At 58.8% G+C, this 22,166-nt stretch carries 21 protein-coding genes; 4 read left to right on the top strand and 17 right to left on the bottom strand.

What is annotated here, in order from left to right:
- Positions 1–11: 11 nt before the first annotated feature.
- The 9 genes from KGD89_RS18415 to KGD89_RS18375 form a co-directional block, all read right to left on the bottom strand.
- Entirely contained in the window at positions 12–1,640 is a 1,629-nt protein-coding gene (locus KGD89_RS18415) for a methyl-accepting chemotaxis protein (RefSeq protein WP_025261240.1), read from the bottom strand.
- Between the two features lie 27 nt (positions 1,641–1,667).
- Positions 1,668–3,740 (bottom strand): chemotaxis protein CheA, encoded by a 2,073-nt coding sequence (locus KGD89_RS18410; RefSeq protein WP_025261239.1) that lies wholly within the window; start codon positions 3,738–3,740, stop codon positions 1,668–1,670.
- Between the two features lie 3 nt (positions 3,741–3,743).
- Positions 3,744–4,061, bottom strand: a complete 318-nt coding sequence (locus tag KGD89_RS18405) for an STAS domain-containing protein (RefSeq protein WP_025261238.1) — start codon at positions 4,059–4,061, stop codon at positions 3,744–3,746.
- A 4-nt stretch (positions 4,062–4,065) separates the two neighbouring features.
- Entirely contained in the window at positions 4,066–4,431 is a 366-nt protein-coding gene (locus KGD89_RS18400; RefSeq protein ID WP_025261237.1) for a response regulator, read from the bottom strand.
- Positions 4,432–4,464: 33 nt separating this feature from the next.
- Positions 4,465–5,556 (bottom strand): methyl-accepting chemotaxis protein, encoded by a 1,092-nt coding sequence (locus KGD89_RS18395; protein ID WP_025261236.1) that lies wholly within the window; start codon positions 5,554–5,556, stop codon positions 4,465–4,467.
- Between the two features lie 505 nt (positions 5,557–6,061).
- Complete coding sequence (locus KGD89_RS18390) at positions 6,062–7,240, bottom strand: acyl-CoA dehydrogenase family protein (RefSeq protein WP_025261235.1); 1,179 nt, start codon at positions 7,238–7,240, stop codon at positions 6,062–6,064.
- Positions 7,237–8,589, bottom strand: coding sequence for an LLM class flavin-dependent oxidoreductase (locus tag KGD89_RS18385; RefSeq protein ID WP_025261234.1), 1,353 nt, complete (start codon positions 8,587–8,589; stop codon positions 7,237–7,239). The genes KGD89_RS18390 and KGD89_RS18385 overlap by 4 nt, the downstream gene beginning before the upstream one ends.
- Before the next feature lie 219 nt (positions 8,590–8,808).
- Positions 8,809–10,392: a rhodanese-related sulfurtransferase gene (locus KGD89_RS18380; RefSeq protein ID WP_025261233.1), complete on the bottom strand. Its 1,584-nt coding sequence runs from the start codon at positions 10,390–10,392 to the stop codon at positions 8,809–8,811.
- Positions 10,389–10,997 carry a cysteine dioxygenase family protein gene (locus KGD89_RS18375; RefSeq protein ID WP_025261232.1) on the bottom strand — a complete coding sequence of 203 codons (609 nt, stop codon included), beginning with the start codon at positions 10,995–10,997 and terminating at the stop codon, positions 10,389–10,391. Before KGD89_RS18375 ends, KGD89_RS18380 begins: the two co-directional genes overlap by 4 nt.
- A gap of 228 nt (positions 10,998–11,225) precedes the next feature.
- Between KGD89_RS18375 and KGD89_RS18370 the strand changes: the two genes are divergently transcribed.
- Positions 11,226–12,131 carry a LysR family transcriptional regulator gene (locus KGD89_RS18370; protein ID WP_025261231.1) on the top strand — a complete coding sequence of 302 codons (906 nt, stop codon included), beginning with the start codon at positions 11,226–11,228 and terminating at the stop codon, positions 12,129–12,131.
- Positions 12,132–12,201: 70 nt separating this feature from the next.
- Here the strand turns inward: KGD89_RS18370 and KGD89_RS18365 are convergent, their stop codons facing one another.
- A complete protein-coding gene (locus KGD89_RS18365; protein WP_025261230.1) occupies positions 12,202–13,290 on the bottom strand; it encodes an LLM class flavin-dependent oxidoreductase in 1,089 nt (362 codons plus the stop codon).
- Between the two features lie 161 nt (positions 13,291–13,451).
- Positions 13,452–14,333: a DUF4123 domain-containing protein gene (locus tag KGD89_RS18360; RefSeq protein ID WP_025261229.1), complete on the bottom strand. Its 882-nt coding sequence runs from the start codon at positions 14,331–14,333 to the stop codon at positions 13,452–13,454.
- A 408-nt stretch (positions 14,334–14,741) separates the two neighbouring features.
- On the opposite strand from KGD89_RS18360, the gene KGD89_RS18355 reads away from it, so the two are divergent.
- A complete protein-coding gene (locus tag KGD89_RS18355) occupies positions 14,742–15,044 on the top strand; it encodes a SelT/SelW/SelH family protein (protein ID WP_025261228.1) in 303 nt (100 codons plus the stop codon).
- Here the strand turns inward: KGD89_RS18355 and KGD89_RS18350 are convergent.
- On the bottom strand, positions 15,038–15,925 hold the full coding sequence (locus tag KGD89_RS18350; RefSeq protein WP_025261227.1) for a DMT family transporter: 888 nt from the start codon (positions 15,923–15,925) through the stop codon (positions 15,038–15,040). The two genes, KGD89_RS18355 and KGD89_RS18350, sit on opposite strands and share 7 nt — an antisense overlap.
- 132 nt (positions 15,926–16,057) lie before the next feature.
- Between KGD89_RS18350 and KGD89_RS18345 the strand changes: the two genes are divergently transcribed.
- A complete protein-coding gene (locus tag KGD89_RS18345) occupies positions 16,058–16,879 on the top strand; it encodes a UDP-2,3-diacylglucosamine diphosphatase (protein WP_025261226.1) in 822 nt (273 codons plus the stop codon).
- A gap of 6 nt (positions 16,880–16,885) precedes the next feature.
- Here the strand turns inward: KGD89_RS18345 and KGD89_RS18340 are convergent, their stop codons facing one another.
- Positions 16,886–17,197, bottom strand: a complete 312-nt coding sequence (locus KGD89_RS18340) for a DUF962 domain-containing protein (RefSeq protein ID WP_025261225.1) — start codon at positions 17,195–17,197, stop codon at positions 16,886–16,888.
- A gap of 58 nt (positions 17,198–17,255) precedes the next feature.
- Entirely contained in the window at positions 17,256–18,710 is a 1,455-nt protein-coding gene (locus tag KGD89_RS18335; protein WP_025261224.1) for a TrkH family potassium uptake protein, read from the bottom strand.
- Between the two features lie 162 nt (positions 18,711–18,872).
- On the opposite strand from KGD89_RS18335, the gene KGD89_RS18330 reads away from it, so the two are divergent.
- The gene (locus tag KGD89_RS18330) at positions 18,873–19,433 is read left to right on the top strand and encodes a nitroreductase family protein (protein WP_025261223.1); all 561 of its coding nucleotides are present in this window, start codon (positions 18,873–18,875) and stop codon (positions 19,431–19,433) included.
- Positions 19,434–19,466: 33 nt separating this feature from the next.
- On the opposite strand, the gene KGD89_RS18325 is transcribed toward KGD89_RS18330, so the two are convergent.
- The 3 genes from KGD89_RS18325 to KGD89_RS18315 form a co-directional block, all read right to left on the bottom strand.
- Positions 19,467–20,807, bottom strand: a complete 1,341-nt coding sequence (locus KGD89_RS18325) for a sensor histidine kinase (RefSeq protein ID WP_025261222.1) — start codon at positions 20,805–20,807, stop codon at positions 19,467–19,469.
- A 78-nt stretch (positions 20,808–20,885) separates the two neighbouring features.
- Positions 20,886–21,347, bottom strand: coding sequence for a Spy/CpxP family protein refolding chaperone (locus KGD89_RS18320; protein ID WP_025261221.1), 462 nt, complete (start codon positions 21,345–21,347; stop codon positions 20,886–20,888).
- Between the two features lie 141 nt (positions 21,348–21,488).
- A complete protein-coding gene (locus KGD89_RS18315; RefSeq protein ID WP_025261220.1) occupies positions 21,489–22,166 on the bottom strand; it encodes a response regulator transcription factor in 678 nt (225 codons plus the stop codon).

The raw sequence follows: 22,166 nt of genomic DNA, 5'->3' as shown, positions 1-22,166 counted from the left end.
CGTACCTCCCGTTAGTTGAAGCTGACGAACTGGCCTTCATCGACCTGTGACTTGCCTCTGGACCACGGCTGCGTCGGGCTGCTGTAGTTGTCATTGGCGCGTGACTGAGGTTTCGATGAAGACTGTGCCTCGAAGCGGAAGAAGCCGATCAACTCCTGCAACTGGCCGGCCTGGGCATTCATTTCTTCTGCGGTGGCTGCCAGCTCTTCAGACGCCGAGGCGTTCTGTTGGGTGATCTGGTTCATCTGGCCCATGGCGATATTGATCTGCCCGGCTGCACCGCTCTGCTCCTGGGAGGCTGCTGTGATTTCCTGCACCAGATCAGAGGTCTTCTGGATATTGGGCACGATCTCGTTGAGCAGGCGCCCGGCCTGTTCGGCCAGTTGTACGCTGCTGGAGGCGACCTGACCGATTTCCTGAGCGGCCACCTGGCTGCGTTCGGCCAGCTTGCGCACTTCGGCTGCGACCACAGCGAAGCCTTTGCCATGATCACCTGCGCGAGCTGCTTCGATGGCGGCGTTCAGGGCCAGCAGGTTGGTCTGGTAGGCGATGTCGTCGATGATGCTGATCTTGTCGGCAATCTGCTTCATGGCCAGAACCGTGTCGCCTACCGCGCCGCCGCCTTGAACGGCGTCATTGGCAGCCTTGCCGGCGATGCCGTCGGTGATCTTGGCGCTTTCTGTGTTCTGGGAAATCGAGGCGGACATCTGCTCCACCGAGGCACTGGTCTGTTCGACACTGGCGGCCTGTTCGTTGGCGGCCTGGCTCAGGGATTGCGAGGTCGAGCTGACCTGCTCCGAAGCCGAGGAAAGCGAATCGGCGGCACTGCGCACATCGCCCAGAATGCTGCGCAGACGCACAGCCATGTTCTGCATGGCTGACAGCAGTTGACCGGTTTCGTCCTTGCTGTTGACTTCAAGGTCCTTGCTCAGATCACCCGCCGCCATGCGGTTGGCAGCTTCCACTGCGCCATTGAGCGGCTTGGTGATGCTGCGGGTGACCAGCACGCCGATCAGCATGCCCAGCAGGGTAGCCACGGCCACCAGCACAATCATCTGCACGCGGGAGCTTTCGGAGATATTGGTGATTTCCTGATTTGACTGCCCGGCCCGTTCTTTTTTGTAATCGACCACTTCACCCAGCATGCGATCGACTACCTCGGACGTCGATATGGCCTTTGGCAACAGATTGGTCGCCTCGCTGGCTTCCTGGAGCTGGCCGCTTTGTTGATGGGCGAGCAAGAGTTGCTTGGCTATGTTTTCGTATTCGGTCAGTGGTGCCAGCAAGCCATCGACTCTGGCCTGGCCCTCTTTGGTGATGAAGCTCTCGCGGGATTTGATGATCAGGGCGCGAGTGGTTTCCAGTGTGCTGCGAGTCATGTTGGCCGCGCTTTCCCGCTCTTCCTGAGTGGTGGAGAGCAGACTTTGGCGCATGGCGCGACCTGCGGTGATCAACTGGATATTGGCTTCCTGCAACTGGCTCATGCCCTCGACGTCGATATCGTACATGCGATCCGAAAGTCGGTTCACCTCGTCCAGGTTGCGGATGCCGAGCAAGCCAATGGTCGCGGTCAAGGCCACGACTATCAGAAAACCGAGTGTCAGCCTGACCCCTATCTTCATATTTCGGATGAACTGCATGTTTACATCTCCTGAAGGCTGCAAAAGTTAGTTGGCGCTGGCGACACTGGTTTGACTGGCGCTTTCGACCTGGGCTTGTAAATGGCGAAACAGGCTGGGGATATCCAGAATCAGTGCAACCTGACCAGATCCCAGGATGGTGGAGCCGCTGATACCGCGAAGGTGCTGGAACATCTTGCCCAGAGGCTTGATGACGGTTTGCAATTCGCCATGCAACTGATCGACGATCAGCCCGGCCTGCTGGCGTCCCTGGCTGACCACGACAATGTTGCGACGCCGGGACGGCTCGGCCTTGATACCGAAATGACTGTCCAGTGCAATGCACGGCAGAGGTCTGCCGCGCAGGTTCAGATAGCCATAGCCGTTTTCCAGAGGCGGCGCGGTGGCCTCCATGCATTCGGTGACCACGTCCAGCGGAATGACAAAGCTGTCCTGGCCCACACTGACCAGAAAACCATCGATGATGGCCAGGGTCAGTGGCAGACGAATGCGGAAGGTGCAGCCTTCACCGGCAACCGAATCGATTTCGATCGTGCCGCGCAGTTGATCGATGGCGCTGCGCACGACATCCATTCCGACACCGCGTCCCGAGAGGTTGGAAACCTGCTCGGCAGTGGAAAAACCGGCCTCGAATATCAGCAGGTGAATATCGCTGTCGCTCAGTTGCGCGTCGGGTTCGACCATGCCTTTGGCGATGGCCTTTTCCAGGATGCGTGCGGTATTCAAGCCACGACCGTCATCGCTGATTTCCAGCACGATCATGCCGGAGTCGTGATAGGCATTGAGGCTCAGGTTGCCCTCGGCCGGCTTGCCGACCGCCAGACGATCGGCGGCGGACTCGATGCCGTGGTCGATGGCGTTGCGCACCAGGTGCGTCAGCGGATCGGCCACCTTGTCGATCACCGACTTGTCCAGTTCGGTTTCGCCGCCACGAATGGTCAACTGAATCTTCTTGTCCAGTTCCTGGCTGACGTCACGCACCACGCGATGGAAGCGGTTGAAGGTTTCGCCCACTTCGACCATGCGCAGTTTCAGCGCGATTTCGCGAATCTGCTCCACGTGCTGAAGCACTGCCTGGGTGCTTTCGATGCTGCCATTGTGACCGCCCAGGCGGGCCTGCATCTGTGCGCCCGCCGTGCTGATGACCAGCTCGCCTACCAGATTGATCAACTCGTCGAGCTTGTTGGCTGCAACCTTGACCATCGTGTTTTCCACGGGGCGACGGTCACGGTTGGGATTGGGAGCTGCCGAAGGTCTTTCAGGCGTGGCCACAGCCATCGGGGCCAGGGCCTGTACCTGCAGAACCGGAGCCTGATCGACGACCGGGTAATGCTCGACGAGCGTTGTGTCGGATTCGGGCTGGGTCGCCAGTCGCTCGATCTGCAGGGTGCAGAAATCCTGAATGAACTCGAAAACGTCTTCGATCTCGCTGGCCTGAGCGCTGCTGCGCAGAGTCAGGTTCAGTTCCAGATAGCAGTCTTCAGGATCGAGTTTTCCCAGCTCCGGCAAAGACGGTGTCTGCGTCTGCATGCTCGTGATGGTGCCGAGCTTCTTGAGATAGCGCACGAAGGCTGCCGGGTCGAAACCGTTCTGAAACAGCTCCCTGGCAAATGCGATGGAAACCTGCCAGTCGTGTTCGGCATCGCTGATGACCGCTTCGCTGCTGTCTGACGTAGCATCTTCGGTATCGACGGCCTCATGCCCCTGAGCCTTGGCCAGTGCCGCGAGCAGAGGCGCCTGACGGCTTTCGTTGGCTTCCATCACGCCGTTGTCGGGGTCTACGCTTTCGAGCATGGTGCTCAACTCATCCATGCACTTGAGCATGAGTGAGGTAAGGTCCGAGGTCAGCACCCGCTGCCCGTCGCGCACCGACATCAACAGGCTTTCCAGGTGATGAGTGAGGGTGACCAGCGGCGTCAGCGAGAAGATCCCGGCCGAGCCCTTGAGGGTGTGAACGGCACGGAAAAGACCATTGACCGCGTCATGATCGTCCGGGGTGGTTTCAAGACGCAGCAGGCTGTCTTCGGCATCCTTGAGCAGGTCCCGGCCTTCATCCAGAAAGCCCTGCAATAACTGATTCCACTGTTCACCACTGAGCATCGGTCAATCCTCGGCCTGAGCCACAGGTTGGAGCACATCCAGAGCCAGCAGCCCGGTCATTTCCATCACGCTGGGCGAAGCGGCACTGACAGTGGCTGATGCCCCGCTCAGTGACAGTTCGCGCTGCAATGCCAGCAATAGCTGAACACCGGCACTGTCGATTTCATCGACACCGCTGAGGTCCAGTTGCCAGGCCTGGGCCTGTGTTGAGATCAAGGGCATGAGCAACTCGTGTGCCTGCCTGACTTCGTAGATGGTCAGGTCGCCCTTCACATGCATCAGCGTGGGGGTGTCTTGCGTCCCTTCGGTTATCGAGAACATGGGCTTACCCCAGCAATTTCTCGACCGCAGCGAGCAACTGCTGAGGCTGAAAAGGTTTGACGATCCAGGCTTTGGCACCCGCAGCCTGGCCTTCGGCTTTCTTGGACTGTTCGCTTTCGGTGGTGAGCATGATGATGGGGGTGAAGCGGTACTCGGGCCGCGCCTTGACTTCCTTGACCAGGCCGATGCCGTCGAGATTGGGCATGTTCACGTCACTGATGATCAGGTTGACCTTCTGCCCGGTGAGCTTGTTGAGGGCGTCGCGCCCGTCTACAGCCTCGATCACTTGATGCCCTGCGCTGCTCAGGCTCATCTTCACCAGTTGGCGCATCGATGCAGAGTCATCGACGATCAGTACGGTCTTGGCCATGTTCGTAACTCTCGTATAGGGAAAAAGCAGGAATCAGAAAAAAGTGATTTCGCTGGCGGCGGCCTGTGGTCGCCCGTGGCGCTCTTCTTCCGTGGTGAAGCGCTGACGCAGGCGATCCAGCCATGCGTGCGGGTCATCGAGACTCTCGTCCTGGCTGTGCAGGGCACTGAGCAGTTGTTGCTGGTCGGCCTGGACGTGATCGAGCATCTGGTCGGCACGGTCCTGGAACTGCAGGTTGACCATGATCGAGTGGATGTCGCGCTGGGTATCGCGGGCATCGCGTTGCAGTGCATGGGACGAGTCGGAGAGTTCGTTGAGGTTCTCTCCAAGGCGTGCCATGACCTGAGTGACCGAGTCGTTGAGGAAGTCCAGATTGCTACGCTCGCTTTCGCCCAGTTCGGCTGCGGCGGTGATGGTGGACTGGATGGCCTTGTTGATCTCTTCGACCTTCGTGTCCATGCCCTGGCCTGTCTCGGCGGATAGCGAAGAAAGCTTGCGCACTTCATCGGCTACCACCGAGAAACCGCGACCATGTTCCCCGGCACGAGCGGCCTCGATGGCGGCATTGAGGGCCAGAAGGTTGGTCTGGCTGGCGATTTCCTGCACGCGCTTGGCCATGAATTGCAGCTGGCTGGCATAGCTGTCGAGCTTGCTGATCGTCGTCGTCAATTCCTGCTGGCGCTGACTGCTGGCGTTGAAGGAGCGAGTCACTTCCTCGAGCCGCTGGTTGGCTTCAAGCAGGCTCGCACCGACACCGCCATTGCCCAGAATGTTTTCAGAGTTGTTGAGGCTGCTTTCCAGGCGGGTCGCAATATTGCTGAAGCTGTTGAACAGTTCGCTGATATTGGTTTGCAGCAGGTCACGGCTCTGGTTGATGCTATCGCTCCAGCTGGGGACGATGGTGTGCAACAGAGCCGGTACGTCGGGTTGGCCTTGGGGTTGGGACAAATCAGAATGGGCGTTTTCAGGTGCAATCTGTGAGGCCGGGGACCTGGAACGCAAGTGCAGCGCCACGGTAGTGGCCCCGATAATGGCCAGGCCGATGGCTGACACTGTGTTTTGTCCCAGTATTATTCCAGTGGCACCGAGTACGAGCCCAAGCCAAAAACCAATGTAGATAGCCATGCTCGCATCCATTCGATTGTCTTAAAGATAATCGGATAGTAGCGATGGTAAATTGACGTCAATATCGGGATAACCCCTAATCCTTATTCCATGAGCGGTAGGCTCTACGATGAGAGTTTATGGGTTTTTAGTTGACCGAGTCGTCAGGTAAAAGTCCTTTTTCCAATGATTTTTGATCGGGGTTGCGCTGTCTCTGGTGTGAGTGAGTGGTGTGTTTCCTAGGTGAATGGCTTAAGGGTTTGGCTGTTTTAGTGTTTTCAGGGGACAAACTAATATGAGTTTTAGATAGATTTACTATCACGATGCGGCAACTAGTGGAGGGCGAGTTTCAACGAGGATTTAAAAGGAGGGAGAAGTAAAGTATCAGTTTCTAAAGGATTGATCGGAGAGGGTTTTAATATTGAATGTTGCATTTTTATTTTTGTTGGCGTCCTCACGAAGTTGGTCGTGAAAACGCCTCTCACTTAGAGTGATCATCATCGGAAAAGACGATTTGATGATGTTTCTATAAAGGCGTGCTGCGCGCCGCGAAAACGGACTTGCCCACACCCTGAAGGACAGCGTCGTTTTGCGGCGTATGGACCCTCCCGCACAGCACGTTGCGGTAATGCCGTTGCAGCGGATTGCTGCGCGACAGGCCGGGATTGCCAGTCGCTTCAATGGCCAGCTCTACAGCGCGGAGGGCATTGCCGGTTACCAGGTATTTGATCTGCGCGGCATTTTTCGTCGGGACCAAGCCTTGGGCGGCAGACTGCAACAGGTTCTGATTGGCGAACAGCAAGGTATCGATATGCCCGACGGCTTCCTGAAAGCGGGGCAGGGTCGACAGTGCCGCACCCAGGTTGGACGGCTTGCGCTGTTCCAGCCATTGCACCAGCCAATCCCTTGCCGAGTGGGCGATACCGTCATAGACCGATGACAGCAGCACCGACATCCACAGCAGGCCCGAGGCATCGAGTTCCGGCTGTGGCGCACTCCAGCGGCTGACGCTGACCGCATGCTCCAGCGGCACCAGCACATCCTCGAAAATCACTTCATGGCTGCTGGTGGCACGCATCCCCAGGTGGTCCCAGTCCTCGACTATCCTGATGCCGGGCGTGTCCTTGTGTACCAGCCAGGCACCGACCAGGGGATCTTCATCGTCACTGCGAGCCCAGACGCTGAGCCAGGTCAGGCCATGGCTCCCGGTGGAGTAGATCTTGCTGCCGCTGATCCGCCAGCCTTGCGGGGTGCGGCGGGCGATGGTGGCTGGCAGACCGCCGCGAGCCGGGGTTCCGAGATCCGGTTCCACGCGCAGGGCATTGATCAGCGCCCCATCCTGCACGGCCTGTTTTGCGACCAGCACACGTAAATCCTTTGGCCAGCTTTTGCTTTCCTGTAAACGGGAATGCTGGATGTACTGCATGACCAGAATCAGCGCTGTGGACGGTTCACCCTTGGCAACGGCGCTGACGGCTTGCAATGCCTGAACCAGATCGGCGCCACCGCCGCCCAGGTCTGTGGGCACCGTCAGGCCCAGCAGGCCGTGTTCATGCAGCAGACGAAAGTTGGCGTGAGGAAATTCGCCGCTGACATCGTAGTGCTCTGCGGTTTCGGCCAGTTGGGCGGTGATCTGCGCGAGCCGGGCGGTGAAGGCCTCGGCTGATTCGGCAGTGTGCTGTGGGCGAAGCTGGGAAAGGCTCATGCCACGGCTTCCTCTCTGGCGCTGACGGCCTGGGCGTCCGGTGCATGGCGATTGACCGGAACCGACAGACCAAAGTGCTCGCGCAGGGTGGCACCGGTGTATTCGCTGCGGAACAGGCCGCGTTGCTGCAACAGCGGTACGACCAGCTCGGTGAAGTACTGCAGGCCGTCGGGCAGCAATGAGTTGATGATGAAACCATCGGCTGCACCTTGTTCGAACCAGGTCTGCACCGCATCGGCGACCTGCTCGGGCGTGCCGACGAAATCGCGACGCGGACGCGAGAAATACAGCGCAACTTCACGCAGGGTCAGGCCTTCGTCCCTGGCCAGTTGCTTGATCCGGTCCGAACCGCCTTTCTGGCTGTTGGAGCCCAGGTCACCCAGCTCGGGGAACGGCTCATCCAGCGGGTACTGGCTGAAATCGTGATCATTGAACGGACGGCCCAGCGCCACGATGGCATCCTCGATGGACACCAGTTCCACCGCCTGCTGGTAACGACCTTCGACTTCGGCTTCGTCGCGGCCGATGATCGGGCGAATACCCGGCAGGATCGACAGTTCGTCGGGATTACGGCCGAATCCGGCTGCACGTTTTTTCAGGTCTCGGGAATAGGCTTTGGCATCTTCCAGGGTTTCGGCGTGTACAAAGATGGCATCGGAATACTCCGCTGCGAAATTGCGCCCGTCCTCGGAAGTGCCGGCCTGGAACAGTACCGGATGGCCCTGGCGGGAGCGGGAAATATTCAGCGGACCTTTGACCTGAAAGAACTCGCCTTGATGGTTGAGCGCATGCAGCTTGCTCGGGGTAAAGAATTCGCCTGTCTGCTTGTTGCGGGCGAAGGCGTCGTCTTCCCAGGAGTCCCACAGGCCCTTGACCACCGAGACGTGTTCTTTGGCAATGCGATAGCGAACCGCATGGGGAGGGTGCTCGCCCTTGCTGAAGTTGTCGGCAGTGCCGCTGAGCCATGACGTGACCACGTTCCAGCCTGCGCGACCACCGCTGATATGGTCCAGCGAAGCGAACTGCCGAGCGACCTGAAAGGGTTCTGTGTAGCTGACGGTGACCGTCGCCACCAGACCGATGTGCTGTGTGGTGGCCGCCAGTGCCGAGAGGATGGTCAGCGGTTCAAAGCGGTTCAGATAATGCGGGCTGGATTTTTCGTGGATATGCAGGCTGTCGGCAATGAAAACGAAATCGAATTTGGCCGCTTCGGCCAGGGCGGTCTGCTGCTTGTAGAAACCGAAATTGACACTGGCATCCGCCAGCGCATCCGGATGGCGCCATTCACCCCAACCGTGGCCCACGCCATGAACCATGGCTCCGAGTTTCAAGTGACGTTGTGTGCTCATGTCGAGTGCTCCTGAATGGGTGTCGTGGGCTGACGGCTCTGGCGGTCAGCAGTCCCTGCCTGGGTGAATGAGATTGAAGTTATTCCTATAAGAAACCGATGTGAAGTATCTTTTGGTTATATGCTAATTATGTAATTAACTGATCTTTATTATTTAAAATATAAATAATATTGATTTTGTTGTGCGTCCGCGAAGAGTCCAGTGAAGAGCAACGCAAAATCAGATCACATTGAAACCATGGGTCCCGTCGCGGCCCAATTGCTCCACCAGACCAAACTCCCAGTCCAGATAAGCCTGCATCGCCTCGCGTGGTGCATCGGTGCCTTCATAGGGACGGCGATAGCGATCGATGCGCGGCGAGGCCAGTCGGCTTTCGCCGTGTTCCAGTGGCAGGCCTGCCTTGATCCAGCTGGCGGTCCCGCCGTTGAGCAGGAACACCTGCCTGCCGGTCAAGGCCTCTACCTCGGCCACCGCCAGGCGGGCCAGACGGCTGCTGCCGCATGTCAGTACATAGCGTTCTGCGTGTGGCACTTTGTTCAGGGCCTGTGCGAGATCCGCCCGCAATGTCCACCAGGCGCCGGGGATATGCTGCTTGACGTAGTTGGCGCTGGCAGTGAAGTCGAGTACTGCGACATTGCCGTCGGTTTGCCATTGAGCCAGGGTTTCAGGGCTGATTTCCTCGACCTGAGGCGGCGCAGGGAAGGGAGCATCCCAGTCACCCGTTTCGCTGAAGTCTGCCGCTTGCAGATCATCGATCACAAACACTTCCCAACCCAGCTGGGCCAGCCAGGACGCCGACATGTTGGCCCGTACGCCGTCATCGTCCACCAGCACCAGACGCGCACCGCGCACGCTGGCGAAGTGATCGGTTTCCTGCACCAGTTGTCCGCCGGGCGTGGAGCGAGCCGCAGGCAGATGGCCTTTGGCGAATTCTTCCGGGGTGCGTACATCGAACAGATACGTGGTGCGTGTGGCGTCGGCCTGCCAGCGTTGCAGGTCGGCGCGGCTGGCGCGTTGTACGCCGGCCTTGTCGGCAACCTTGCGGGCATCGGCACTGGCCACTTCACGAGTTTCCTCGCTGACTGCCGCGAAGCGACGTGCCTGACCGTGATCCAGTGTCTGTCCGGCCAGCAGCCAGCCGATGGTGCCGTTGCGCAGTGCGTTGATCCGATTGGGAAGGCCCGCGTTGACCAGCGACTGAGTCCCAATGATGCTGCGGGTGCGTCCGGCGCAATTGACGATGATCCGGGTGTTCGGGTCCGGCGCCAGCTCCCGTGCGCGCAGCACCAGTTCGGCACCCGGCACGCTGATCCCGCTGGGGATGCTCATGGTCTGGTATTCGTCATAGCGCCGAGCGTCGAGCACTACAAGGTCCGCCTTGCTATCGAGCAGTGCCTTGACCTCTTCGGCCGACAGCGAAGGCGTGTTGCGATGATGTTCCACCAGTTCGCCAAAAGCCTTGCTGGGCACATTGACGTCGATAAACAGTTCGCCACCGGCATCGCGCCAGCCCTGCAGGCCGCCTTCAAGCAGCTTCACATCGCTGTAACCAAGATCGAGCAAGCGTTGCTGGGCAATCTGCGCCAGGCCTTCGCCATTGTCATACAAGGTGATGGCGGTATCGCGGCGCGGAATGCGCGAGAACACTTCCAGCTCCAGCTTCGACAGCGGGATATTGGCTGCGAACAGCGGGTGCGCTTCAGCGAACGGGGCTTCTTCGCGCACATCCACCAGCGCGGTTTCCCGGCGTTCCAGCAGTGCTTGGCGAATGTCGGCAAAGGTTCGGGTCGATTGTGTGGTCATTGGGCTTTGCTCTCTTTTGACAGGTCCCAGATATTCGGGAGAAAGGCGTTGGAATAACCGGAAATGAACAGTTTTTCGCTGCCGTCCGGCTCATAGACGGCACGCTTTACCGCGCCGATGTTGGCGCCGTATACATGAATGCTGATCGACACCTGATCGCTGAAGGCATTGCTGACTTGATGGACATCATTGCTGCGAGGCGACAAGGCTTCCACGTGGCCTGGCTCCAGCCTAATCGCTTGGCCTTCGCGCTCCAGGCGTCCATCGGGGCTGCGAACAAAACCCTGTGAGTATTCGGCGCCACGCAACATGCCGATCAGGCCCCAGACCCGATGGTCGTGAATCGGCGTGCTCTGGCCCGGTCCCCAGACGAAGCTGACAATCGAGAAGCGCTGCCGGGAATCGGCATGCAGCAGGAATTGCTGATAGCGGGTCGGATCGGGAACCGCGAATTCGTCAGGCAGCCAGTCGTCATGGCTCACCAGTTGTGAAAGTAGCTTGCCGCCGCGATGCAGGAGATCGCCTTCGCGGGGGTTACCGTCGATGAGCTCGGCCAGTGCACCGATAAAGGCCCTGAGTCGTTCCGGGTGTCGAGTCTGTGTCATATCCATTCCAGGGCGAGTTGATGCCTGAATGGATGTAAACATAATGTGGGATCTTAATATGCTATTTTTTTATGATTAGGTTATAACGAAAAGCTCTTTAATGCTTTTTGGGAGTGAAGCGATTACTTCATGAAATCGCTCCGGTTGCTGGATGGCAGCTATTCAGAATCCTGAAATCCCACTATGCTTTTTGCCTATGTTCTTTTTATATTTTTATGTGCGGTCCGAATGAAAATTGATGATATCGATGCTTTCGTTGCAGTGATCCGTTGCCAGTCGATCAGCCATGCGGCGGATTCGCTGGATCTGACTCAGCCCGCAATTACCCGGCGGGTACAGAATTTCGAGCAGGCGCTGGGTGTCGAGTTGTTCGACCGTAATACCAAGCCGCTCAAACCCACACCCATAGGCATGCAGGTTTATCAGAAGTGTCTGGCGATACTGCGGGAAATGGATTCACTTCGTGAGCTTGTCGCCAGTGATACTCCGCCCAGCGGTTTGTTGCGCCTGGGCGTGCCCCAGACTATCGGCGATGTGGTGCTGCTCGATGCCCTCAAACAATTGCGTGGCGAATTCCCGGACCTGCGCGCCCAGGTGGTGACCGGCTGGGGCAGCAACCTGATCGGCAAGATCGAGAATGGTGAGCTGGATGCTGCTGCAGCGCTGTTTCCGGCAGGCAAGATCTTCCCGGAAAACATCATCGGCCAGTCCATCGGCAAGGTGGAACTGGTGGTGGTTTGCGCCAAAAACGCAGTGATGAAGAAGCCCGGCAAGCTGGCTGACTGTTATGAGCAGGGATGGGTGCTCAACCCGGACGGCTGTGGCTTTCGTGCAGGGCTACAGCGGACCTTGTCCGATCAGGGGCTGAACCTGAAGATCAACCTGGAAACCTTCGGCACCGAACTGCAACTGGGTCTGGTTGCCGATGGCATGGGGCTTGGCCTGGTGCCACGTCCGTTGCTGGAGCGCAGTGCGCATCGCGAGCAACTGGCGGTTCTGCCGCTCAAGGACTTCAAGCCGGTGATGGACCTGTGGCTGGTCTACCCGCGCTTCCTTGGCAACCTGCAAGGGCCGGTGGAGTCGTTCGGTGGTCTGGTGGCAAGGTCGTTGAAGCAGGAGCCGGTTGCGGCGTGAGGGTTCGCGAATGAATTCGCTCCCACTCTCGGATCTCTTGTGGGAGTGAAGTCATTCACGAAAAAGCTTATCAGGCAACCCGCTCCCGAGCCTGACGCTCGCGCTCTGCAACCAGCTCACGGGTCAGCGGGATCAGTTTCTTGCCGTAATCGATCGCATCGTCCAGCGGGTCGAAACCCCGGATCAGGAACGTGGTGATCCCAAGGTCGTAATAGTCCAGTAGCGCCTCAGCGACCTGCTCCGGTGTCCCGACCAGCGAAGTGGAATTACCCTGGGCCCCGAGAAGGCCTGCAATGCCGGTCCAAAGACGCTTGTCCAGGCGAGCACCCTGAGCCGCCGCAGCCAGCAGGCGACGTGAGCCTTCATTCGGTGGTTCGCGGCGCACGAAGCCATTGCTCTGGGCCAGGGCCGTGGCCCTTTCCAGAATACTGTCGGCCCGCGCCCAGGCTTTCTCTTCGGTCTCTGCCAGGATCGGGCGCAATGACAGGCTGAAGCGAATGGTACGGCCATGCTTTGCCGCTTCGGCGCGAACCTGTTTGACGACATCACGCACCTGCTCATAAGTCTCGCCCCACAGCGCATAGACATCGGCATGCTTGCCTGCAACGGCAATGGCGGCGTCCGACGAGCCGCCGAAGTACAGCGGGATATGCGGCTGCTGTGGCGATTTGACCTGCGAATGAGCGCCTTCAAAGTGGTAATAAGTGCCTTGATGATCGAACGGCTTGTCGCTGGTCCACTCCTGGCGTACCACGCTCAGGTATTCATCGCTGCGGGCGTAGCGTTCGTCCTTGCCGATATGGCTGCCATCGGCGCGCAGTTCCTTGTCATCCCCGCCGGTGATGATATGCACGGCAGTGCGTCCTCCATTGAAGACATCCAGCGTCGCGAACTGACGTGCAGCCACGGTCGGGGAAATGAAACCCGGACGATGGGCAATCAGGAACTTGAGTCTGGTCGTGACGCTGGCGGCATGAGCTGCGACGAAAGCACTGTCAGGGCTATTGGAGTGATACGCCACCAGCGCCCGGTCGAAGCCTGCCTCTTCATGAGCCTTGGCGACCTTCTCCACGTAATCGGGCTGGATGGTCGGGCCGCTGCGGGGATGGATTTCAGAACCGGGTTGGGTCGCGATATAGCCGATGAATTCGATGCTCATGACAACTCCTGCCAATGGTTGAGGTCCGTTCGACCTTGTCCAGAGCACCTTAAAGTGCGGCAGCATCCCCTGTGAAATTCGATTTTGGTCTAAGTTAATTATAAAAAATATGCATCACTTTCATGGTTTATGATCAGTAAATTTCTGAATGGCCGTGATTGTCAATCTGGGGGCGCACTGGTGATGCTGCGTGCGTGTGCTGCGACTGCCTCGACGCGAAGCTCGGGAGGCAAGTGTGCCTTGTCGGGAAACAGCGTCAGCCAGCGTTGATAGGGACCGTCAGTCCGATCCATGAAGTCCAGGCCCCAGGTGTGGCAGACATCCGCCCACGCCACGAAGGCGTAATCACTTTCCAGCCCCCATGCACGGCCCTTTTCCAGGACGTGTTCCATCCAGTTGAGGACCTGTTCGTCCGTCTGGTTGGCGAACGCCGAGGCGTGGTGCTCGGTGAGCCATTCGTGAAGCTGCTCGATGAACAGCCAGCGATAAGACTGCTCGAATGCGGCCAGTTGCGGTTCGCCCTGTAGCGCAAAACGTGCGTCCCAGGCTTGAGGCGGGCCATGGCGGGCAACGTGTGTGAAAGGGGACTCGGGCTCAGGTTGCCAGCGATGAATCGGTGTCTTGACCCATAAGTCGGTGACAGGCCCCAGCAAGGAGTCCAGATGTTCCTGACGATAGCTCGATAACCAGAAATACATCACGACGGGGTCGGCAAAGCGCAGCAAGCTGTTATTGCCCAGATAGTCCGGTGGCTGGAGAAAGTGGCGCAGATGGCTGGAGACGGTGCGCAAGGGTGCCTGACTAGCGAAGACACTGGCATACAGATGCTGGGCTGGAGTCTGTTGCCACTCGGTCATCAGGGGTGTGCCGACAGGCGCATGTACCAGAATCGGTCCTTGCTCTTTGACAGGCTCCAGGCATGTCGACAGGTAAAGGGGCAGGATCTCCAGAGGCTCGTTCCGTTGTTGCAGTTGGCAAATGACATTCGGGTGCAGGGCACCATCGATCAACATGTAATTGGCCTTGTAAGCAGGTGTGAACATCCCTTGTTCCTTTGTTCTTGCGAGCGACGCTGCTCGCTGAATGGCATTGCCTCTATCAAGAGTCATGCCTGAAATTATTTCCCTATTTAAATCAATAGCTTGAATTTTATATGAGCGATTTTTGCCTGTTTTTTGAGCAAATTCTCCTGATGAACTGCGCAAAAAAATGCGCATGTGCGCAATATCGTGCGCAGTAGGGTGACGGGCTTTATCTGCAAGGGCTGTAGCGGTTTGCAGAGTGCTTTTTTGCAGAGGGAGTGCGCAAAACATTGCGCATCAGGGCTTGTGGCTACTATTGATAGGTGGACAGTTAAAAAATGGAGTTCCACATACGTCATGAAAACAAGGAACGTTTATCATGTGCCCTATCATGGGTATATCAATTGATTTGTTTTGAAGAGCTCGTCCATGTCACTCGAAAAAGCTGAAGTCGTCATTACGTATTGCACCCAATGCCAGTGGTTGTTGCGCGCCGCCTGGCTGGCCCAGGAATTGTTGAGTACGTTTTCGGACGATCTCGGCAAGGTTTCTCTGGAGCCCGGGACGGGCGGGGTGTTTCGCATCACCTGCGCGGGCGTGCAGATCTGGGAGCGCAAGGCTGACGGGGGCTTTCCGGAAGCCAAGGTGCTCAAGCAGCGGGTGCGTGATCAGATCGATCCGCTGCGCGATCTGGGTCATAACGACAGGTCGGGCCAACCCGATACTCAGTGAGTCCTGGCGGTGGCCGAGGGCGTGGTGTCCGATCGATTCATCAGCCCTGAAACCATGATGGCGGTAATGATCAAGGTGCCCCCCAACAGCATGCTCGGCGAGGGGCTTTCGGCAAATATCAGCCAGGCGAAAGCAATGCCATAGATCGGCTCCATGGCGAACACTATCGCTGCAATTCGCGCCTTTATCACCGCCAGACTGGCGACGAACAGGCTGTGTGCCACTCCTGTGCAAAATACGCCAAGCAGCCCGATCCACAGCCAGTCCAGCCTTGAGACATCACCCAGTTCGCCGGCCGCAGCAGGCAACAGACAGACCGCTACGATCAGGTTCTGGCACAACGCAGCCTGCACCGGCGGGACATGCGCAGAGCTGGCGCGATTGATCAGTGACAGCAGCGAGAATGTCAGCCCCGAAACGATGGCCCAGAGCAAGCCAGTGGTTGCCTCGCTGGCAAGGTCGAAATCCGGTGTCACGAGTATCAGCCCGGCACTGACCAGCACCACGAGAAGAATTTCCGTGAGACGAATCCGTTCGCGAAAGAACAGGCCTTCGAGAATGACCGTAAAGGCCGGAAAGCTGGCAAAACCCAGAGTCGCAACCGCCACGCCCGATATTTTCACCGCCATGAAGAACGTGACCCAATGGGCACTGAGCAATACACCGCTGAGCAGCAGTTGTGCCCAATGCCTCAGGCGCAGAGATGTCCAGGCGGTATTGCGGGCGAAGCGGATGAAGAGCCACAAGGCCGCGGCTGCAAAGGCTGCGCGTCCGAAAACAATGACTGAAGGCGAGGCGGCGGCCAGCTTTCCGAGTACACCGGCAAGGCCAAACATCAGTGCGCCGATATGTAAGGCGCCGAGGGCGGAGCGCTGATTCATTCTGATCCCTGGAAGCAGTGAAGTGTGCAGGTTCATGGTTGGGCGGAGTATGTCATTACACGGTCATATCGGTGTCACATCCAGTTAACCCATATGCCGCACTCTCGTGGAAAACCTGCCGGAGGTCTTCCCATGAGCAGTGCTCAGCTTGCCAAACCCAGCTCCAAGCAACGTGTGCGGACCTTGTGGATTTCAGATGTGCATCTGGGCACTCGCGATTGTCAGGCTGAACACCTGTCGGCTTTCCTGAAGCGTTACCAGGCCGACAAAGTGTATCTGGTGGGCGACATCATAGACGGCTGGAAGATGCGCAGCGGCATGTACTGGCCCCAGGCGCATACCAACGTGATACGTCGCTTGCTGACCATGAGCAAGCGTGGCACCGAGGTGATTTACATCACCGGCAATCATGATGAGTTTCTGCGCCGTTACTCCAAGCTGATCCTGGGCAATATCCAGTTGCTGGACGAGGCCGTGCACGTGACGGCGGACGGTCGTCGATTGCTGGTGATTCATGGGGATCAGTTCGACGTCATCACGCGCTATCACCGCTGGCTGGCCTTTCTGGGGGATTCGGCCTACGAATTCACGCTGACTCTCAATCGCTGGCTCAACCACTGGCGGGCGAAGTACGGCTACGGTTACTGGTCGCTGTCGGCGTACCTGAAACACAAGGTCAAGACAGCCGTGAGTTTCATCAGCGACTTCGAGGAAGCCATTGCCCACGAATGCGTGAAGCGCGGCCTCGATGGCGTGGTGTGCGGGCATATTCACCATGCTGAAATCCGCAGGGTCGGGGAGGTGGAATACCTCAACTGCGGCGACTGGGTGGAGTCCTGTTCCGCCCTGATCGAGCATCTGGACGGCACCATCGAACTGTTTCGTCTGGCCGACGCCCATCTTCAGCAAAAGGCCGCTGCGCAGCAGGAGCCTGTGGTTGAATCCGTCGTCTGATGCTGTCTAGAACGGCACCTTGCCCAGCAGCATGTCCCGGTACATGACGAAGTCACCGAGCAGGCTATAGAACGGATGCTTGAAAGTGGCTGGCCGGTTCTTCTCGAAGAAGAAATGCCCGGCCCATGCAAAGCCGTAACCGGCAACGGGCAGCAGCCACAACAACCACCATCGACCACTGCCGACACCGAAAGCCAGCAGGAAAATCACCAGACTGGTGCCGATGAAGTGCAGGCGTCGGCTGGTGCTGCTGCGGTGTTCCTGCAGATAGAAAGGATAGAACTCGGCGAAGCTCGAGAACGGTTTGACGTGATCCATGATGCCCACCCTCATGTCGGTCTGAGCTGAGTCTAGCCGAGTGAGGGCAAGCCTTGCATCAATGCCGCCAGAACGCGGGTACGCAAAGCACCAGCACCGTGATGATCTCCAGGCGCCCCAGCAGCATGCCGGCGGACAGAATCCATTTCGCAGCATCCGGCAGTGTGGAGAAATTGCCTGCTGGACCGATGATTTCACCCAGGCCCGGCCCCACGCCGGATACCGTGCTCGCGGCGCCGGTCAGGGCTGTCATCCAGTCCAGGCCCAGCAGGGAGAGCAGCAGGGCGATGACGCAAATGGTGATGGTGAAGAAGAACGAAAAGGTCAGGATCGACCGAACGATTTCGTCGTCCAGCCTGTGTCCGTTGTACTTCTGCTTGATGACGGCCCGCGGGTGGATCAACTGATTGAGGTTGGCCTTGAGCAGGATGTAGGCCACCTGGAAGCGGAAGATCTTCACGCCGCCAGCCGTCGAGCCGGAACAGCCGCCAATGAAGCCCAGATAGAAAAACAGCATCAGTGAGAAATTGCCCCACAGGCTGTAGTCGCCCAGGGCGAAGCCGGTGGTGGTGACCACCGACGTCACGTTCAGGGCCACATGGCGCAGTGCGTCGCTCCAGGGCAGATCGGTGGTGGCGCCGTACCAGAGGGTCATCATGAGCCAGGTCACCAGCAGCAGGCCGATCAGGCCCTGAACCTGTTCATCCTTGATCAGCGCCTTGCGATTGCCGCGCAGGGTCGCCACGTAAAGCGTAAAGGGCAGGCTGCCGAGGATCATCACCACGATTGCGACCCAGTGCACCGCCGGTTGCGGCCACTTTGCCAGGGAAAGGTCGGACGTGGAGAAACCGCCAGTGGAAATCGCTGACATCGCATGGTTGATTGCGTCGAACAGGCTCATGCCCGCTGCCCAGAACGCCAGGCTGCCCAAGGCGGTAAAGCCGACATAGGCCAGGACGATGAACTTGGCCACCATGTGCGAGCGTGGCATGACCTTCTCGGACCGGTCGGAAGACTCGGTCTGGAACAGACGCATGCCACCGATGCGCAGCAGCGGCAGGATCGCTACGGCCATGCCGATGAAGCCAATGCCGCCCAGCCAGTGCAGCATGGAACGCCAGATCAGAATCCCCGGTGACATGCTGTCCAGATTGCTGAGCACGGTCGAGCCGGTGGCCGTGATGCCCGACATGCTCTCGAAGAAGGAGTCGGTGTAGCTGATGTGCTGGGTCAGCAGGAAGGGAAGAGCGGCAAAGATGCACACGATGATCCAGCTGGAAACCGTGAGCATGTACATGTCCCGTGGGCGCAGATGCACATGTTCCGGCCGGCCCGGCACCACAAGGGCCAGACCCGCGATAAAGGTAATGGCGCTGGCCCACAGAAACGAGCGCAGGTCTTCAAAACGCTCGTAGATGACGAGTGTCGCCATGGGCACGATCATGGCGACTGCCAGAGTGATCAGGAATATGCCGATGATGAAACCGATAATGCGAAGGGTCGGCAACGCCATGAACTGCTCGGACTGAATAGGGAAGGGCGATCATTTTACCTGTGCCAGAGGGCATGTAAACCGACTGGCAAAGGTCATTGGTGGTAAGTAATTGTTCGACGTGCTCGTTATTGACTCTGAACCCATTCTAGAATGCCCGATCAATTCTCAAGGAGGTCACCCATGGAGGCACTCGACGTTTTGCTCAATCGTGTTTCTGTACCACGATTGGTCGATCCCGCTCCGGATGCTGCACAGCGGGAAATCCTGTTTGGCGCAGCCTTGCGCTCACCCGATCATGGTCAACTGCGGCCTTATCGTTTCATCACGGTCGAAGGTCCGGCTCGCGAGCGCATGGGCGAGTTGCTGGTCGAGGCTCTGCAGCAGGGTGGTGGTGAAATCACGCCCCAGGCTCTGGACAAGGCGCGTCTGGGGCCGTTGCGTGCTCCGCTGGTGGTCGTGGTGGTTGCGCGCTTGCAGGATCACTTCAAGGTGCCGCGCAAGGAGCAACTGATTACCGCTGGCTGCGCCGCGCATGCCGTGCTGCTGGCCGCTTATGCCCAGGGTGTCGGAGCGGTATGGCGTACGGGCGATCTGTCGTACTCACCCCATGTTGCCAAGGGCTTCGGACTGGCCGATGACGAAGAGGTCATTGCCTTCCTGTATCTGGGCACGCCACAAAACCCGCCACGTGAAGCGCCGAAAGTGGACGTGGGTGGTTTTGTCAGCGAGTGGCAGGGCTGATGACCGGTCGCTCGGGCGAGCGACCGGAATCGATCAGTTTGTCTGCGGGTTGACAGGTTCCAGCGGTATTTCCAGTGTGGCAAGGAAGCCGCCTTCCGGGTGATTGCCCAGTGTCAGGCTGCCGCCATGACGTTCCGCCGCCCGTTTGGCGATGGCCAGGCCCAGGCCGTGGCCGGGTGCTGTCTGGCCGGGAGCGCGGTAAAACGGTTCTCCCAGTTGTGACAGATGTTCTGCCGCGACGCCGGGGCCGCGGTCGCGCACGCTCAATTGCACATGATTACCCACGCGCACGGCCTGCACATCGATGGGCTGCCCCGGCGGACTGAAGCGCAGGGCGTTGCGCAGCAGGTTGTCCACCGCTCGTTCGAGCATGTCCGGCCAGCCTTGCAGTTGCAGGTTGTCCTGGACCTGAACCCTGATGTTCTGAGGCTCGTCGTCCAGTTGCGTGTCGTTTTTCAGGCGCAGCAGCATGCTGCCCAGTTCCACTGGCTCCGGGCTGCCAAAGTCGGCATCCAGACGGGCCAGTGCAAGAATCTCGCTGATCAGGGCTTCCAGGCGGTCGCATTCGCGGCCCAGGCGTGGCCAGAGTTTTTCCCGTTCTGCCGGTTCCGCACGCTCGGCCAGTGCCAGGGCAATGCGCAGTCGAGCCAGGGGCGAGCGCAGTTCATGGGACACATCGCGAAGCAATTGACGCTGGCTGCCGATCAGGCTTTGCAGGCGTGCGCCCATGCGGTTGAAGTCGGTCGCCAGTACACCGAACTCGTCCCGGCGGTTGGCCAGTTGTGCCAGGCTGTGTTGCTGATAGCTGGTTTGCCCCAGATCGTGCACGGCACCGCGCAGCCGACTCAGTGGCCGGGTGATGGAGAGCGTTACAAGCAGGCTGAACAGTGTCAGTACCACCAGCGCGATGCCCAGTGCGCTCAGTGGCCACATCAGGCTCTGGCGGTGCCAGTCTTCGATCTCGGGATGCGGGATGCGAAAGATCAGCAGGTAAGTGATGCCGGTACTGTCGCTGGTGTATTCGGTGGTCAGGCGACGCCATGGCAACTGGCGCGAGTCGTCCTGCTGACGGGCCTCAAAGGCTGCTGCCCGCGGAGGAAAGGTGCCGAGCACCACAGGTTCGCCATTGTCATTGAGCACCTGCACATCGATGCGGTTGCGGCGCTTTACGTTCTGCAGATAGTCCTGTGCCGTGGCTGCGCCTTGCTCTTCATAGATCTGCACCCACTTTTTCGGCAGCTCGTTCAGGACCGGATGACGGCTGAGAATCCAGGCATCCTGATTGAGCATGTGCCCAAGCAGAATCGACAGGCCTGCAACCAGGGCTATGGCTAACCAGAAGCTGGCCAGGATTCGCCAGAACAATGAACGCACAGGATGACCTCAATGGAGAAACCCGACAGGCAGGGAGCCTGTCGGGTTTGAGTTAAGTAGCAACTTGCAGTCTGGCGATTATTGCGCCTTTTTTGCCTTTTCCGCTTTCCAGGCTTTGAATTCAGCCCATTCGGCGCGGCGCTCTTCCTGTTTCTTGCGAATCTCGTCGAACTCCTTCTGCTGATCCGGCTTGAGCAGGGCGCGGATCTCGCTGTCGGTCTTGGCCCGTTTGGCGTCCAGTTCGTCTTTCATGGCTTTCTGGTCTGCCGGGGACAGTTTGGCCAGGTAGCGCTCGGTGACGTCGCGGCGCTCTTTCATCTGCTCGCCCATCAATTTACCGATGTCACGGCGTTGTTCGCGAGTCAGATCCAGGTCTGCAAAAGGGCCGGGGCCACGTTTCATTTCCAGGCCAGGGCCGCGATGATCGCGATCCTGATGCATGCCCGGAGCGTCGGCTTCCGGGCCGCCAGGTGGTGGTACGGCCATGGCGACGGTAGGCAGTGCTGCTGCGAACATCAAAGCGATCAGGGTCTTGCGCATGGTGAATCTCCTTGTCTCTGGTGCGGCTCGTTGCCGTTGGAGCCCAGTTTAGGGAGATCAAGGTCAAGGGCGGTCAGCCCTCGGTAAAGCTTGTGTAAAGCGAACCGGCACCCGGGTTTACCAAGCGCCGGGGCTTTTGCTTTAAAGGCTGTAGTAATAACCGCGGCTACGCAGCGCCACGATACGGGGCCGGCCATCGGCATGCGGGCCGATCTTCTTGCGCAGGTTGCTGACGTGCATGTCCAGGCTGCGGTCATACAACGTCAGTTTGCGCCCCAGGGCCAGTTGCGCCAGCTCCTGCTTGTCCAGAGGTTCGCCCGGTTGACGCAGCAGCGCTTCGAGCAGGCGGCTTTCGGAAATGGTCAGGGTCAGTTCTTTTTCATCGATGCTCACCACGCCGCGCACCGGGCTGAAGCACAGGTCGCCCAGTTCAAGCTGGCTGGGTGTGGCGACCGGATGGCTGCGGCGCAGTACGGCGCGCAGCCTGGCCGTCAGTTCCCGCGGGTCGCAGGGTTTGGCCAGATAGTCGTCGGCACCCAGTTCGAGGCCGAGGATGCGGTCCAGAGGCTCGCCCCGGGCCGAGAGCATGACCACGGGAAGCTCGGGATGGTCGGTGCGCAGTTGCTTGAGCAGTTCAAGGCCGCTGCCATCGGGCAGCATCACGTCCAGCACCACGGCAGACGGAGCGGTTTCCGCCAGTGCCCGACGCGCACTGTGGCCGTCGTGACAGGCGCGGACCTGAAAACCTTCCTGGCTCAGCCAACTGCTCAGAAGCTCACACAGCTCCTGATCATCATCAATTAGTAACAGCTCGCTCAT

It is taken from the genome of Pseudomonas cichorii (assembly GCF_018343775.1).
GTDB classification, from domain to species: domain Bacteria; phylum Pseudomonadota; class Gammaproteobacteria; order Pseudomonadales; family Pseudomonadaceae; genus Aquipseudomonas; species Aquipseudomonas cichorii.
Note: the sequence above shows the minus strand (reverse complement) of the source record. Positions and strands in the feature narration are given on the sequence as shown.